At 64.0% G+C, this 15432-nt stretch carries 17 protein-coding genes and 1 pseudogene; 12 read left to right on the top strand and 6 right to left on the bottom strand.

Annotated elements, in window-relative coordinates; all coding sequences use genetic code 11:
• Positions 1–186: 186 nt before the first annotated feature.
• From RQI43_RS09070 to RQI43_RS09035, 8 genes are all read left to right on the top strand, one after another.
• Complete coding sequence (locus tag RQI43_RS09070; RefSeq protein WP_311274989.1) at positions 187–1353, top strand: phage integrase central domain-containing protein; 1167 nt, start codon at positions 187–189, stop codon at positions 1351–1353.
• Complete coding sequence (locus RQI43_RS09065; RefSeq protein ID WP_311274940.1) at positions 1331–2101, top strand: hypothetical protein; 771 nt, start codon at positions 1331–1333, stop codon at positions 2099–2101. The genes RQI43_RS09070 and RQI43_RS09065 overlap by 23 nt, the downstream gene beginning before the upstream one ends.
• A 119-nt stretch (positions 2102–2220) precedes the next feature.
• A complete protein-coding gene (locus RQI43_RS09060; RefSeq protein WP_311274939.1) occupies positions 2221–2601 on the top strand; it encodes a hypothetical protein in 381 nt (126 codons plus the stop codon).
• A gap of 159 nt (positions 2602–2760) precedes the next feature.
• Positions 2761–3102, top strand: coding sequence for a hypothetical protein (locus tag RQI43_RS09055; RefSeq protein WP_311274938.1), 342 nt, complete (start codon positions 2761–2763; stop codon positions 3100–3102).
• The gene (locus RQI43_RS09050) at positions 3099–3566 is read left to right on the top strand and encodes a hypothetical protein (RefSeq protein ID WP_311274937.1); all 468 of its coding nucleotides are present in this window, start codon (positions 3099–3101) and stop codon (positions 3564–3566) included. Before RQI43_RS09055 ends, RQI43_RS09050 begins: the two co-directional genes overlap by 4 nt.
• A gap of 184 nt (positions 3567–3750) precedes the next feature.
• Complete coding sequence (locus RQI43_RS09045) at positions 3751–4620, top strand: DUF927 domain-containing protein (protein ID WP_311274936.1); 870 nt, start codon at positions 3751–3753, stop codon at positions 4618–4620.
• Positions 4621–4674: 54 nt separating this feature from the next.
• Positions 4675–5451 carry a hypothetical protein gene (locus RQI43_RS09040; RefSeq protein ID WP_311274935.1) on the top strand — a complete coding sequence of 259 codons (777 nt, stop codon included), beginning with the start codon at positions 4675–4677 and terminating at the stop codon, positions 5449–5451.
• A gap of 301 nt (positions 5452–5752) precedes the next feature.
• Complete coding sequence (locus RQI43_RS09035; protein ID WP_311274934.1) at positions 5753–6859, top strand: FAD-binding domain-containing protein; 1107 nt, start codon at positions 5753–5755, stop codon at positions 6857–6859.
• Positions 6860–7038: 179 nt separating this feature from the next.
• On the opposite strand, the pseudogene RQI43_RS09030 reads toward RQI43_RS09035, so the two are convergent.
• Positions 7039–7479, bottom strand: a pseudogene (locus RQI43_RS09030) (DUF4113 domain-containing protein); the annotation flags it as partial.
• Between the two features lie 96 nt (positions 7480–7575).
• Here RQI43_RS09030 and RQI43_RS09025 point away from each other — a divergent pair.
• Positions 7576–8001, top strand: a complete 426-nt coding sequence (locus tag RQI43_RS09025; RefSeq protein ID WP_227436919.1) for a hypothetical protein — start codon at positions 7576–7578, stop codon at positions 7999–8001.
• Here the strand turns inward: RQI43_RS09025 and RQI43_RS09020 are convergent.
• The 4 genes from RQI43_RS09020 to RQI43_RS09005 form a co-directional block, all read right to left on the bottom strand.
• A complete protein-coding gene (locus RQI43_RS09020) occupies positions 7920–8939 on the bottom strand; it encodes an NAD(P)-dependent alcohol dehydrogenase (RefSeq protein ID WP_227436917.1) in 1020 nt (339 codons plus the stop codon). The two genes, RQI43_RS09025 and RQI43_RS09020, sit on opposite strands and share 82 nt — an antisense overlap.
• Before the next feature lie 143 nt (positions 8940–9082).
• Positions 9083–10165: a catalase family protein gene (locus RQI43_RS09015; protein WP_311274933.1), complete on the bottom strand. Its 1083-nt coding sequence runs from the start codon at positions 10163–10165 to the stop codon at positions 9083–9085.
• A 79-nt stretch (positions 10166–10244) separates the two neighbouring features.
• Entirely contained in the window at positions 10245–11009 is a 765-nt protein-coding gene (locus RQI43_RS09010; protein WP_311274932.1) for an SDR family oxidoreductase, read from the bottom strand.
• A gap of 57 nt (positions 11010–11066) precedes the next feature.
• Complete coding sequence (locus tag RQI43_RS09005; RefSeq protein WP_227436911.1) at positions 11067–11636, bottom strand: type 1 glutamine amidotransferase domain-containing protein; 570 nt, start codon at positions 11634–11636, stop codon at positions 11067–11069.
• A gap of 151 nt (positions 11637–11787) precedes the next feature.
• Here RQI43_RS09005 and RQI43_RS09000 point away from each other — a divergent pair, with 151 nt between their 5' ends.
• From RQI43_RS09000 to RQI43_RS08990, 3 genes are all read left to right on the top strand, one after another.
• Entirely contained in the window at positions 11788–12879 is a 1092-nt protein-coding gene (locus RQI43_RS09000; RefSeq protein ID WP_311274931.1) for a catalase family protein, read from the top strand.
• Between the two features lie 86 nt (positions 12880–12965).
• Positions 12966–13184 carry a hypothetical protein gene (locus tag RQI43_RS08995; protein WP_227436905.1) on the top strand — a complete coding sequence of 73 codons (219 nt, stop codon included), beginning with the start codon at positions 12966–12968 and terminating at the stop codon, positions 13182–13184.
• A 176-nt stretch (positions 13185–13360) separates the two neighbouring features.
• Positions 13361–14485, top strand: a complete 1125-nt coding sequence (locus tag RQI43_RS08990; protein ID WP_311274930.1) for an alpha/beta hydrolase — start codon at positions 13361–13363, stop codon at positions 14483–14485.
• Positions 14486–14993: 508 nt separating this feature from the next.
• Here RQI43_RS08990 and RQI43_RS08985 read toward each other — a convergent pair.
• The gene (locus tag RQI43_RS08985; protein WP_227436901.1) at positions 14994–15392 is read right to left on the bottom strand and encodes an MAPEG family protein; all 399 of its coding nucleotides are present in this window, start codon (positions 15390–15392) and stop codon (positions 14994–14996) included.
• Positions 15393–15432: the final 40 nt, after the last annotated feature.

Here is a 15432-nt window from a genome sequence, read left to right as displayed (position 1 = left end):
CACTAGCCAACGTCGTTCGATAATCTATGACTTTTCAATGGTTTAGCTTATGTGCCTTATGCGAGCTTGTCCATTGTAATCCGCCTGCAGCCCACATAAGGTGTGGGCGAAAATGTGGGCGACATGAGTTCGAAGGACATTGCTGGAAAGCGTAAAGGCCGTCATCCTGAAAGGGCGCTCACCGCCGTGCAGGTTCGGGCGCTTAAAGCTCCCGGCAGGTATGCAGATGGCCATGGCCTCTACCTCGTTGTCGAGCCGTCTGGCTCAAAGCGATGGCTTCTGCGGATCGTTATCCAGGGCACACGGCGCGACATCGGATTAGGCGGGGCGAGCCTTGTCACGCTGGCTGAGGCCCGCGAAAAGGCCTTCGCCTATCGCAAGAAGGCGCGGGACGGTGGCGACCCACTTGCCGAACGGCGCAAACCCGTTGAGACGATCCCAACCTTCGCCGAAGCGGTCATACGGGTCTTCGAGGACAACAAGCCCTCGTGGAATAACGCGAAACACGCGGCGCAGTGGAAAACCACCCTCGAAACCTACGCGAATCCATTTTTCGGTAGCCGGCAAGTGGATCAGGTCGAGACACCCGATGTGCTGCGCGCCCTATCGCCGATCTGGCTGACGAAGCCCGAGACAGCGCGGCGGGTGCGCCAGCGAATTGGCACCGTGCTCGATTGGGCCAAGGCCGCCGGTTATCGCAGCGGCGACAATCCGATTGACGGGGTTAGCCGGGGACTGCCGAAGCAAGGTGAGCGCGAGGAGCATCATGCGGCGCTGCCCTATGCTGAGGTTCCCGCCTTTGTCGCTCGCCTACGAGAGTCGAGCGAGCAGGGGGAAATTGCACGATTGGCCTTCGAGTTTTTGATTCTGACAGCAGCCCGTATCAGCGAGGTGCTCGGCGCCGGCTGGTCTGAGGTCAACGATGGCGAAGCGCTGTGGACGGTGCCGGCATCTCGCATGAAGGCGGGGCGCGAGCACCGGGTTCCACTCAGCAGTCGGGCGGTTGTGGTGCTGGCACGGGCGAAGGCGCTCGGCAGCGGCAGTGCCATCATCTTCCCTGGGCGGTCGGGCGTGAAACCGCTGTCGAACATGGTTTTCCTGATGGCGCTACGCCGGATGGCAGTGCCTATCACTGCCCATGGGTTCCGGTCGTCATTTCGCGACTGGGCAGCTGAGGCAACGAACCTACCTCGCGAGGTCGCTGAGATGGCACTGGCCCATGCCGTGGAGAACCGAGTGGAGGCGGCCTATCGGCGAGGCGATCTGCTGGCTAAGCGGCGCGAGATGATGGAAGCTTGGGCGGCATACATAGCTGGCGCTACGATCTCTCATGACCGACAAAAAACAGCTTAGCGATGCGTTCCCTGAGCTACAGCCGAATTTGGGCATCAAGCTCTTTCGCGAAAGGGCCGTAGAAAAGGCTAGTACGCGGCGGGCTTATTTTGTTCTTCGAAGTTTTGTCAGCTATGAAAACTCTGCGGCTGCCAAGGATAAATGGCGAGATAATCGTCAGCTGACCCTGCATGGTTTATGTCATACATCGGCCCGCTATTGGTCTGACAAGGAGCATGATGACAGGGCAGCTGCTGGCTCCATCAGAGCTGAGCTTGGCAAGCTCAAAGCACATGCAGATGCCTTGGTCCAAGGGATGGAAAGCCTCTCGCCCGCTGCCCGAAGAGGGCTTAGCGGCAAAATAGTCAGTGAGATACTGAAGCGGCCATTATCTCAGCGAACATTCGATGATGCCTTACAGGCGGCGAAAGACATTCAAGCGAGCATTGATCTACTCGTAAGCCACAAAGCATCAAAACGAACGCAAGCATCAATACGTAATGCTTGCGGCGCTATCGTCAGTGTTCGCGAGCGGCTTTCTGGCAAACCCTTCTTGCGCAGTTATGAATCAACGAAACGGGGCGCGAACAGCAAGTTTACGACCGGAAAAACCGAGTTTTCGTCATTAGATGCTCTGTTTGTCCAAGCGGCAATGCAAGCCATTGATCCTACGTTGGAGTTACCTCCGATCAAAACGGGCCTGAGGGCGTGGTTCGCGTGGGAGAAGGAACCAGCAGAAGGGCGCGGCGAGGGCAAGGAGCGTCCATAACGCTGAACGAAGACACAATGAGCCATCAAAATCATGCTCAATCGTGTCCTAGGATTCGCTCGCAGTAGGCTGAACGTGGTGATTGATGTCCGACCCTATCCAATAAACTGGAGGGTCCGATGGATCTGAACGCCAAGCCTGAGAACCCCAAGCCCCAAGGTTTCTTACCCGACGGCTACGTTGTCTACGAGCCGACGCCGGTTGCGACGGCGTCGTTGAAGGCCGTGAAGGCGGGCTTCGCCCCGCACAAGCCGGTGAAGCCGAAGTCCAAGCCCGAGCCCATTGCGTTCCCGACCGAGGGCTACTGCACCTACAAGCAGGTGCAGGCGAGGTTGCAAATCAGCAACAGCACCATGTTCTCCTGGTTGAAGCAGAAGAACCGGCTGCCCCGGCTGCCGATGCCTGTCCGCATTGGCCCGCGAGCGATGCGGTTCAGCGTGCAGGACATCCTCGACTACGAGCGCGCGGCCCGCGAGGCCACCAAGGTGGCGGCGGAGTAGTCCGCCTTACGGCAGGTAAACCTGCACCGCACAAGCAACATCGAGCACGCTGGCAACCGGGAAATCTGCCAGCAGCTCTACCCCACCCCCTACGAAATCACTCGCCACCAAAGCAACCGGCCTCCCGGCCGGCAGGGCAGCTTTTGCCAAGGATCCCGCATGTCTGAACCCAACTACCTCGCGGCTCGGCGCCAGAACCGACGGCGACTGATCGGCCGGCTGAAGAAGGGCAGCGACGCTGAGGGCCAGCTCGCTGCGACCCTCGTTGCCTGCACCGAAGCTGATCCCTGCCTGAGCGGTGCCTGCACCGAGTGCGGTGGGCGTCTCCAACTCGCCGCCCTGGACCTGGCCGACCAATACGTTCGCGAGCCCGCACGCGCACTGCGCGGCCGGATGACCATGATCACGGTGGTTCCCAGCTGGGGCTGCATCCTGCCGGGTGAGCTCAATGTGGCCGTTTGTCGGCGGGTCCTGGCTGCGGTGGGGGTGATGCCGCTGTGACCAGCGGCATCACCCCCAGTATCTTCAGCCTCGACATCTCCTTCAATGAGGATCTGACCGGCAAGGGTCCCCCGCCGCACTGGTGCGTGCACGCGGCCGGGCTCGCCGTCGATTGGTTCTCCCAGGCTCAGCAAGCGCCCTTTCGCTTTGCGTTCCCGCGATCCGATTGGGTGAAGCGACCGGTCTGGTTTGAACCTATCGATGCCAGCGGGGTCGCCGAGCGCTACGCGCTCAAGCCCGACCGCGGCCGGCGGGTGACCCACTGGGACGAGCACCGGCTGAACGCCAGCGGCGGTCCCAGCACCAAAACCACTCCCCGTGGGTTGCGGGCGGTTCAGGCCGATGAGCTGGCCATGGTTGAGCATCAGCTCGGCTTGGCTGGCCGGGTCATCGGGTGCGGAATCGATGACGATGCCGTCGAGCGGGCTCTGGGTGGCTTCAACTGGGTGAGAGACGGGCCCTAGGGGCGATTAGGCGGGAGGGGGAACTGCAACCCCCGTCCGCCCTGGCCAAGGCGCCGTCTTCCATGGCGTGCCCGGCGCCTACCCCACCCTGTCAGCGAAAAGCCCGTGCATCCCGTGCATCCCGTGCGTGAGCTGACCCACCACCATCGAAAACCAGTCTGAGGACGGTATCAAAGGATCCATCATGTCAACCGACAGCGCCACGCTCAACACGGGCATTCGCAAAGTCTTCCAGCTTCACGACGAGGGTGCACAGGCATGGTACGACGTCTATGAGGCGCCAGGTATCGCTGGCCCGCTGGTCACTGCCTCTGTTCCGCGTGAAGACCAAAGTGCCGGGGTAGTCATCCGCCACCTCTTGCGGTGCGGGGCGAAACTGCCAAAGACTAACGAGCGCAAGGCTATCGTCACCGCCGCCATCGCATGCGATGCACCCATAGTTCGTCGAGCCGCTCGCAACGGCTGGCGGGACGCCAGCACGTTCGTGACGCACCGTACCGTCGTATCTGGGCGGGACAATGCCGAAGCGATTTTGCCGCCGACCGGAGCTTACGCTGGGAGCACCGGTCACATGCAGGATCGCGGTGACCTCGACGGCTGGCGTTCGCTGATGCTGATCGCGCGCTTCTCGACGGCAATGATGATCGCACTGGCCGCCATCTTCGCAGCGCCGCTCCTCAAGATCGCGCTGCGCCCGAACTTTGGGCTTGTGCTTTTCGGCCCCAGCCGTTCGGGGAAATCCACGGCTCAGCTCGCTGGTGCATCAGCCTTAGGCTATGGCCAGGAAGAGGATCTGCCTAGTCTGAATGCCACGGTCAGCGGTCTTCTGTCGGTTGCTGTCGCTTTCAATGACCACGCGATCCCGATCAACGAGATCGGCACCGCACGAGGTGGAAAGAACAATGTCTATGAGGTGGTTCGCGAGACGACTTATGGGCTGATGAACGGGCAGGACATCATCCGTCACCCGAGTTGGGCCGGTAGTGATGGTGGGGCGACGGCAACCTTCCAGGTTCTGCCACTTATGTCCTCCGAGCACTCGCCCGACGCTTGAGCGGCGCGGAAGGGCGAGACCCGCGATGAGGGGGAGACGGCTCGGCTCATTGGCGTGCCGGTGCTCTTTAACGGGTCCCGCACCATCTTCGATCTGGCACCGAAGGCCCTTTCCGGGGTTGATCTCGCTGCGTGGGAGAAGAAGCAGTTTCAGCTTTTGCGGGAAGGGCTGCCAAACTTTCGCGGTCGTGCCTTCAGCACCTATACCGAATGGCTCGCTAGACAACACAAGGCTGTCGAAGAGGTGGTTCGAATTCTGGTGGCGAACTTCGAAGTGGCCGTAGCGCGGCCAACGATGTCACCGGTTGAACGTGATATCGTGGCGAAGTTTGGCGTCCTTTATGCGGGCGGCCTTTTGGCAATCGCTGCGGGTGTTCTTCCACTGGACATGAAACGACTCGGCGCGGCTTTGAAGCGGGCATGTTTGGCGGCGCTTGCGGAGATCCCCAATCCGCAAGCTGAGCTCATTGCCGACCTGAAGGCCTTGAAGGCCAAGCTTAGCGGCGCCAGCGTTATGGATACCGAGACGTGCACTCGCAAGCAGTTGCGGCTGATGCACAACGCGGATGGCTTTCGCCAGATCAAGAATGAAGGTCTCGAGTTCGTGGTTCGATCCGAGGTTTTCACGCGGTGGTTTCGGTCGGAATTGCGGAGGCAACGGGTCCTTGAATGGCTCGACGCTGAGGGGTTCTTGAACCACGGCCGGGACCGGACCACTGGCCGCTCGATTGAGTGGGCTCAGCGTCAGGTGACTTGGCCTGATACCTCCCGCAAGCGTTCGATCAGCGTCTACCTGCCCGGCGGCTTCGCTGATTTGGAGCGGGCGTTCTAAGCCTTATCTAAGACTGATTACGGACCCCCGGCGCCATAAGCGGCGCCGGGGGTATTTTTGTATGTAAGCGCAACCCCGCCGCGGCAGTCGCTACTGCCCCGCGCCCCGCGCGGCAGCCGCAGGGGTTAAGATCATACATCGGCACCAAACACCTAGCTTTTGGCAAAGATGGCCGACCTGAGCCAAATGTCATGCTCCCAAGGGTATGGCTCTGATGTGGGTGCCCGTTACCCTCGGGAATCGGTCGCATCGGCTTCTCCCAGTCGTGCGCTAGCTCACGGACATGGATCGCATTTTCCCTATGACCCGTGCCGCCGGGCTCGACCGCCTCTCCGTTTTCCTTGCGGATGAGGGAGCCGAGTATGCCGGGTCCCGCAACTTCGACCGCGGGCCCGAAGGGAGGTCCACGACCTCGGCGCTTTCACCCTATCTGCGCCGGCGCCTGATCACCGAGGCCGAGGTCGTCGCTGCGGCCGTCGCTGCCTTTGGTGACGAGGGGGCTGAGAAGTTCGTCAGCGAGGTATTCTGGCGGACCTATTTCAAGGGGCACCTGGAAACCCATCCCGCTGCCTGGACAGGCTACCTTGCACTGGCCGCTGAGGGCGTTGAGCGGCTCGCCGTCGAACCGGGCCTGCGACGGACCTATGAGGCTGCGATTGAGGGGCGGAGCGGCATCGATTGCTTTGACGCCTGGGCCCTCGAACTCGTCGAGACCGGCTGGCTCCACAACCACGCACGCATGTGGTTCGCCTCGATCTGGATCTTCACCCTTCGCCTGCCCTGGGCCCTTGGTGCCGAGTTCTTCATGCGCCACCTCGTCGATGGCGATCCAGCCAGCAATACGCTCTCCTGGCGCTGGGTCGCCGGCCTGCACACTCGGGGCAAGCACTACGTTGCCCGCGCCGAGAATATCCGGCGCTACACTGATGGACGCTTCGATGCGGTCGGCCTCGATGAGTACCCCGACGCCCTCGACGAGCCGATGCCGCCCCGAGAAATACCGTTGCCGCCGGCCGACGCGGTGCCTGACGGTGAGGTCGCACTTCTCCTGCACCTCGACGATTTGCACCCGGAAAGCCTGCCCCTCGGCGCCGCGCGGGTCGTGCGCATCGGCGGCCTCGTTGCCCATTCGGACGGCGCGTCCGACTTAGTTAGGGCTCTGGATGAGGCTGCGATGGCGGAAGTGTTGGCTCGTGCCGCAGCCCATTTCGGATGCCCGGCTGGCCACGCTGATAGCGGTTGGGCGGATAGCCTGCCGGTTGTGACCGCATGGGCCCCGGTCGGACCATCGGCGATGGTGCTGCCACAGGGGTGCCTGCGCCTTCGCCGGGCCTGGGACAAGGCAGCTTGGCCGTTGTCGAATCGCGGCTATTCTCGGCTAAGGAAAGCCATCCCCCAACTCATATGAGGATCTGCAGATCGATTGGTGGGACTGCTCGCCGAGCTTGCCTTCGTCTGCGGTCGTGGGCGAGAGGTCATCACAACCATTCACCGTGTCCCTGATGCTTACCAGCGACGCTGGGAGCCAGCAGGCTTTCCAGTCAGTCGCCGCCAGAAGACCGTGAGGCCACGACCGCTCTCCTTGGCCTACGCGGCACCGACGACTGGGATGTCGGCGAGCCGGGTTGTGTAGCGCGGCGAGCGCATATCGAATCTCGTGGACCACGTTCGCTGCGGCCCGAAGCCGGCCGTGCCGAGTACCACCGCCCCTCGCCCACAGCGGCGGTTGCACGCGTCAAGAGCGTCCATTAGCGCCGAACCCCGCTCGCGGTCGAGACCGTCGAACAGCGCCCGCTGTGAGGCTGTCAGGGGCACAAGATCGACGGTGATGACCCCTGCCTTCGAGTATCGATAGCCCGCCTTCCAGATCCGCCGCACGCCCGCCGTCGCTGCCTTGATCAGCACCAGGGTATCCGACGTCGTTTCGGGTAGGGTGACAACGGTCGAAACGGATCGCTGCGGGTTGCCGGTGCCATGTTCCGAGATATGGAAGGATACCGTCACGTGGTCCGTGCCGAGCGTAGTCCGAAGCGTCCCTCGAAGCGCGGCCGGTGATATGGCCTGAGTCAATCCGGATGGCAGATGGACACCACGTCAACGGTCCACCATCGCCGACATGAGAGCATGTTCCACCTGATCTTCAATCTGCCCAGCCAGTACGTAATCGCCCAGGTGTTGTGGCCTCTCGCGTTGAAGGCCGGCGACGCCGTCCTCCTGCTTATCGCGTCACAGTACCACCTTTGGTGCCGCCTCTTATCCGGCTCGGTGTTTGCGCCCAGGTTTCCAGGCGTGCTGATTGTGCTGTTCAGCCGGGTCTTCGGCACGATCTTACTCGTGGCGGCGATACAGGTGGCGCTCGCCGTCGCATTGTTGGCCTCCAAACTCGCATTGGGTAGCGGCTGGGCTGTCTCCGCCCGCTGGCGCTACGTCGAGGCGGCGCTGGCCATGCCGAGGCGTCCGCTGCCGCATCAGATTTCGATGCAGATCTTGCCAAAGTGCCGATTGCTCTCCTGGTGCTGGAAAGCTTCGACCAAGCCTTCGAGGGGATAACAGCGGTCCACGACCGGCCTCAGATCGCTGGCGTCGATGGCGCGGATCATCTCGATCTGGTGGCGCCGGCTGCCTACGAGCACGCCCTGCAGCCGGATCTGGCGGACCAGCGCAGGCACCAGCGGAAGCAGTCCCTCAACTCCTGTGAGGATGCCGATGACGGAGACGTGGCCCCCGACCCGCACGGCCGCCATCGACTGTTCCAGCGTCGCCGGTCCGCCGACGTCGAGGACGTGATCGACGCCGCGGCCTCCCGTCAGCTGCCGCGCCGTCTCGCCCCAGGCCGCATCCTGCCGGTGGTTGACGACATGGTCGGCCCCGAGCACGCGCAAGCGTTCGAGTTTCGCACCGCTCGAAGAGGTCGCGATCACCGTTGCGCCGGCGGCCTTCGCAAACTGCAGGGCGAACAGCGAGACGCCGCCGGTGCCTTGCACCAGCACCACGTCGCCCCCCTTCAGTCCGGCATCGGCGTGCAGGGCCCTCCAAGCGGTTACCGCCGCCGTGGTAAGGGTCGCCGCCTCAGCGTGATCCCAGCCGACGGGTGCCCGTGTGAACGCGGTCGCCGGCACGGTGACGCGTTCACGGGCATAGCCGTCCACGCCGTCGCCCGGCACGGTCGCAAAGCCCTCGACCTCGGGCGCCCCCTCCAGCCAGGTGGGGAAGAAGGTGCTGACCACCCGGTCGCCGACCGCGAACTCGTTGGTCCCCGGCCCCACCGCCTCGACCTCGCCCGCGCCATCGGACATCGGCACGCGAGCTTCCGAGGGGCCCCACATGCCGCTGACGACGGCATAGTCGTGGTAGTTGAGCGAGCTGGCGCGCAGGCGAACGGTGACCTCGCCGGGTCCCGGCTCTGGGACCGGCCGTTCGCCGAACCCAACCCGGTCGAAGCCGCCTCCGGGCTGGACGACGACGGCGCGCGATAACGAGTGCTTCATGTCCGCCTCTTTGAGTCCCGATGACGTTGTGTGCCGGGCCGTTCGCGCGACGACCGCGATCTGAGTTGCCTCTCGACGATCCGTCCCAAGACGACGACCGTTGCCGGGTCGCCCCAGCGGGCGAGCGTGCAGGTCCGTTCGGCCTAGGCCGGGATTCGGTCGATGCGAGCGGTATCCTCCTCCGCCACGCCGTTCTCGCGATGACGGAAGGCGCTCAGGGCGCGGTAGACCTGAAGCCGGGCGCGCATCACGGAGCCGAGCGGTCGGTGCGCCGCGAGGCTGTGGGCCGGACGGAAGGTCATCACCTCGTCGAAGTAGCGAACGCGGTCCGGCGCGTAGGCGTCCTGACGGGGCAGGCGCAGCGTTGCCACCGTGCGGTAGGGGCTGACGGACACCGGCCAGTCTACCGAGGCGTCCTCGATGGGCTGCTGCTCGGCGTCCGCCCAGAGTTGGGCCCTCAACTCGAACACCACCTCGTGCTCCTGGAAGAAGGCGACGGTGGCATGGCGGAAGCCGTTCTCGTCCTGATTCGGATCGAGCCTCCATTCTGAGAGGGCGCGCTGGCTCTCGGACGAGGGCACGGCCCCGAGCTTGGCCACGTAGTCGCCGTAGCGGACCGGCGCCTGGCTGAAGTAACTGTCGGCCAGGGGATGGCTGTAGGGATGGCCGAAGAAGTCGGCCATCGCACTGTTGGTGCCGAAGGCGTGCAGCGCCTGGTTGAGGTTGCGCATGGTCGACGAGACCGCGCTTTTGATCCCTTCCGGCAGTCCCGTCGACTTGCCGATTACTGTGCCGTCCCGCAGGAATCCGGCCGCCGTGCCCGAGGGGAAGGTGGTCCCGGTCGCGAGGACAAAGTCCTGGGTGTCGGAGGAATGGCCAGGCAGCTTCTCTCCGGGCACGTCGAACACCTTGATGGACATGCCGCGGTGGGTCGATACGCGGTCACCCAAAGTCTCGCCTGGCCCCTGCGCGAAACGAACCGCCACGGGATGAATGCCGGGCGTGGCGAACAGCCCTTGGGCCAGTTCGGGCGGTAGGCCGGCGGAAATCGTCAACTCGCCGGTGACGCAGGCCGAGCTCTTGGCGTGGCTGGCGCGCACCGCATGGTGCTCGCGGGCCTCAACCGTCTCCGATTGCTGCGTCATGCCCTTGATGATGCCGTCAATCGTTTCTTGCTCGTCCGCGGCGGGCTTCTCGATGTCGGGTGCGTATCGCAGGTAGGTCATTGTCCGCCTCGCAGAAAATGAGGAATGGAGTTGCGGAAGGGCCGAATGATTCGCGTCCGGCCACCGACGCGACGCAAGATCAACTTAGCCGTGGCTGCCCGTTCGAAGCCGTCAGGCCGCCATCGACCGGCAGGTTCACGCCGGTGACGAAATGGGCGTCCTCGCTTGCCAGGAAGGCGATGACGCCGGAGATATCCTCAGGGTTGGCGCCGCGCCCCATCGGGATGCGCTCGTTGAACTTTGCGACAAGCTCGGGCTGGTCCTGCATGTTGGCGGTGAACGGCGTGTAGACGAGCGACGGGTTGACCGCGTTCACGCGCACCCCGTTCCTCGCCTCGTCGAGCGCCACGGCGCGGGTGAAGTTTGTCACGGCGCCCTTCGCCGCACAGTAGAAGCTGTGGTTCCAGTCGCCGCCGAGCCCGGAAACAGAAGATATGTTGACGATGCATCCGCGGCTTGCCCGGAGGTGCGGCAGCGCGAAGCGGGTCATGTAGAAGACGCCGTAGAGGTCGGTCTCAATCACCGTCGAGAAGTCGGCGATGTCGCCCTCGTCGACCTTGCCGAGATGGTCTTTGCCGGCATTGTTAACGAGCACGTCCAGGCAGCCGAACCGGTCGACCGCAGCCTTTACCGCAGCTTCGCATCGGCTGGCGTTCGAGAGATCTGCGACCTCCGCTAGGACGGCGACCGCCTCGATCCCGTCCGCCACCTTCCGAAGGCCCTCCCCGTTCTGGTCGACCAGAACCAGGCTCGCGCCCTCCAGCCCGAAGCGCCGCGCCGCGGCCTCGCCGATGCCGGATGCGGCGCCGGTGACCAGCACCACCTTGTTCGTAAAGCGTCCCATGATGTCTCCTGGATGGGGTGGGGCCCGTCTCGGGCCGCACCGGAATGCCTGCCGCGCTCAGACGCTCCGGGACTGGCCGGGATGGCGACCCTCGGCGAACTCTTCGACGATTTTGGCGCAGAAGGCGGGGAGGTCCTTCGGGGTACGGCTCGTGACGAGCCCCTGGTCGGTGACGACCGCCTCGTCGACCCACTCGCCGCCGGCGTTCCGGATGTCGGTTGCAACCGTCGCGAACGAGGTCAGCCTGCGACCTCTCACGACATCCGCCTCGATCAGCGTCCACGGCCCATGGCAGATAACGCCGACCGGCTTGCCCTGGGCGAAGAAATCCCGAACGAACGCGACCACGTCCTTGCTCGCCCGAAGCTTGTCGGCGCCGACCGTGCCGCCGGGAATGACCAGTCCGTCGTATTCGGCCGCCGAGGCCCCCTCGATGGTCGTATCCACGGCGTAGCGTCCGCCCGGGTCGAGGTCGCCGTTCACCGTCTCGGCCTCGCCGGCCTCCAGCCCAATCACGGTGACACTTGCCCCTGCCTTCATCACCGCGTCGTGCGGCTGGACGAACTCGGGTTCCTCGGTTCCGCGCGGTGCGATCAGGATGGCGATCTTCCGTCCATGCAGGCTCATGTCTTCTCTCCTCGTTTCGGTTGGGCCAGACCACTCCCGGAGGGGTCGCGGCGCATGCCGAAACTCCCCGTCCAGGGCGTCGATCCCGAAAGTCGTTCACGCGTGATGGAACGGAGGACGGCCGGGGAGGTTCATTTTCGAGTTGGAGAAAATGGAGTCCGGAGCCTTGCACGCACCTGTCCGCTACAGCCCCGACGTCGAGGTCGTGAGGCCCGACGAGGGGAAAACCATCGAGGGACTGAACGAGACGTTCGACACGATCCTGAAAACGGTCGCCGACGACTCAGGCCACGCCGTCCGCTCCGTCCACGCTAAGGCGCATGGCATTCTCGAGGGCGTGCTGAGAATCGACGCCGACCTGCCACCTGAACTGGCGCAGGGCCTGTTCGCCGCGCCCTTCGAGCACAAGGTCATCATGCGGATGTCGACCAACGCCGGCGACATCCTGCCGGATGCCATCTCCCTGCCGCGCGGCCTCGCCCTGAAGGTTCTGGACGTCGCCGGAGAACGCTTGCCCGATGCCGAGGGCACCACCCAGAACTTCATCATGGTCAACGGCAAGGTCTTCCAGGCGTCGAACACCGAGAAGTTCCTGGGCAGCCTCAAGCTGCTCGCCAAGACCACCGACCGGGTGGAGGGCCTAAAGGTTGCGGCCTCGACGGTGCTGCGTGGGGTGAACAAGGCGCTGACTGCGGTTGGCATAGAGAGCGCAACCTTCGGATCCCTCGGTGGCGCGCCCAACGTCGATCCGCTCGGCGAGACCTACTACAGCGTCACGCCGTTCCGGTACGGCGAGCACATCGCCAAGTTCTCGGTTGCCCCGGTGGCCCCTTCCCTGACCGCGCTCACCGGCACCGAGATCGACGCCTCCGGCCGGCCGGATGCGATCCGCGAGACGGTCCGTTCCGAGATGGTGGGCATCGAGGGGACGTGGGAGTTCCGGGTCCAGCTCTGCCGCGACCTCGAACGCCAGCCCATCGAGGACCCGACCGTCGAGTGGAACGAGGAGGAGGCGCCGTTCCAGCGGGTCGGCCTCATCACAGTCCGGCCGCAGGACAGCTGGGAACCGGCCCGCGTGCAGGCGGTCGACGAAGGCATGCGCTTCAGCGTCTGGACCGGGCTCGCCGCGCATCGGCCGCTCGGCAACATCAACCGTGCCCGCAATGCCCCTTACAAGCACTCGGCGGAGTTCCGCGAACGTTTCAACGGCTGCCCCATCCACGAGCCCGATGCCGGGCACTGAGGATAGACCGCATGCGCAATTCCATCGTGGCGGCGGTGACTGCCCTTATCCTTTTCGGCGCAACCTAGGTCCGGGCGGATGGCGTGGTGAGGACGGAACTGAAGCCCTTCAACATGACCATCCGGGTGTTCGATCCGACCGAGGGCGTGCAGAGCGGCCAGGACTACGTCCTCCCGGTCGACAGCCCGGACATCGAGCACGCCTTCGCCTCGACCACCGCTAACGCCGCCTCGTTCACGAGGAAGGCAGAGAGCGGCAAGGCCCTGCCGGTCGCCTTCACCTGCCTGAAGGTTGAGGCCCGCTGAGGCAACCTCATATGCAGGAGCTGTGATGGCTCTACAGCGGCGCCGACAGCCTTCGGTTGCTTCTGCGATTCCAGGCCCTTGGAACAGTCATTGGCAATGGCAGTCGCTCAGACTGGACGTTTCGTACTTTTGAGTCCTATCCGATCAAACTTCCGGGAAGTACAATGCACAATACGATGAAGATGACTCGCCTCGCCGCGCTTCTCGCCGGAACCGCGCTTCTGACCGCTCCATCGGCCTGGGCGCAGGCCGAGCCCACCATCAAGGATCGCCTCGACGGGGCCGTCTCGACGGTGACCGGCTCGCCGATGGCCAACCTCGACGTCGATATGAAGCACGTCCTCGACGCGTTGAAGAAGCTCGACCCGAAGCCGATCCCGGGCCTGTCTCCCCAGGATGCCCGCAAGCAGCCGAGCCCGACCGATGGGGTAAAGGCGCTCCTGACTGAGCAGGGTAAGCCGACGGCACCCGAGCCAGGCGTGACGACGAAGGAGCTCGCCTACGAGACCGGCGGTGGGTCTCAGAAGGTCCGGATCTACACGCCGGACGATGCCACCGATCTGCTGCCTATCGTCGTCTACTACCATGGCGGCGGCTTCGTCATCGCCGACCTCGACACCTACGACGCGACCCCACGCGCCATCGCCAAGGGCGCAAAAGCCGTCGTGGTCGCGGTCGAATACCGACACGCCCCGGAGGCCAAGTTCCCGGCCCAGCACGAGGACGCCTTCGCGGCCTACAAGTGGGCGCTCGCCAACGCCAAGAGCTTCGGCGGAGACCCGTCCAAGGTCGCGCTGCTCGGTGAGTCCGCCGGTGGCAATCTAGCGACGAACGTCGCCATCATGGCCCGTGACGGGAACGTCGAGAAGCCGCTGCAGGTCGTTGCGGTCTACCCGATGGCAGGGACCAACCTCGACACACAGTCCTACAAGGACAATGCTTCGGCAAAGCCGCTCGACAAGCCGATGATGGCTTGGTTCTACGACCAGACCGTGCGCAACGATGCCGACCGCGCAGATCCGCGGCTCGACATCGTCGGCAAGGCCGACCTCAAAGGCCTGCCGCCGTTCACCGTCGTGACCGCACAGATCGACCCTCTCCACGACGACGGCAAGATGCTCTCCGACAAGATTAAGGCTGCGGGCGGCCAAGTGACCTATCGCGACTACCCCGGCGTGACCCACGAGTTCTTCGGGATGGGCAACGTCGTCGCCAAGGCCAAGGAGGCGGAGACCGCCGTCATCGGTGACCTCAAGGCCACCTTCGGTGGTACCGCGACCGGCTCCACCGGCGCAAAGTGATCTGACGCCCGCCGGCTCGAATGACCGGCGGCAATGGCGACATCGTTGCGGGTCGACCTTCATCTGAGGGCCGGCCCGCTCACCTTTCGAAGGATATACTCGACCGCCTTTTTTCGCTGCGAAAAGGGGCGCCCCGACTTCTTCCAGTTCACCGCAACGACATCCCTCCCAGCGTTCTCATCGACACCGGAGCCGTCCTATCCAGTCGCCCCATGGTCAACGGCACGGCCGGGAACTGCTTGCCGCGGAAGGCATGAACGCGCTGGTTGAGCAGGTACTGTTCGTCGAGTACGTGCAGCTTTCGAAGCTGGGGTCCGAGGTCTATCTCCACGTCGCGCAGGTATCCGTGAGGGTCCGGCTTAGGACCTCGGCGCCGTCCATGGTCATCGCTCGATCCTTGTCGTCGTCATTACGATCTGGCTTGGACTGAAGGGGTTCGATACCCAACCGGATTGCACGAGATGGCCTCGAAATACTTTGTCCCGGGCCTTTGGGATTAGCGCTGCGCTCACCCGACCCGCAAAAGCAGGGCGACCGCGGCCACCGCGATGACGCCGAGGGTCGCGAGGATGCCGCCGCCGCGGCATGCGAACTGCACCGGAGAGTTCTTGGCCGCGAACATTCCGAACGGATGCAGGACGCGCCCAACCAGCAGGACGATCAGCAGGGTTCGCACCAGCGTCGGTCCGCCGCCGCCAGCCTCGACGAGGGCGACGAGGATGAGGGCGAGCGGCACGTACTCGCCGAAATTACCCTGAGTGCGAATGCGTTTCTCCAGTGCCTTGTTGCCGCCATCGCCATGCAGCGTGTCCGAGGTCACGCGGCTTGCCATGACCCAGGCGGAAAGCCCGACGTAGATCAGCGCGAACAGTCCGGCGTAAAAGGCAGTCAGGGCGGGATAGGCCATTGGGAGTCCTGAAATTGGTGCGTGACTGTCGGGGGCGTGC

This window comes from Methylobacterium sp. WCS2018Hpa-22, from assembly GCF_031843785.1.
Taxonomy (GTDB): Bacteria; Pseudomonadota; Alphaproteobacteria; order Rhizobiales; family Beijerinckiaceae; genus Methylobacterium.
Note: the sequence above shows the minus strand (reverse complement) of the source record. Positions and strands in the feature narration are given on the sequence as shown.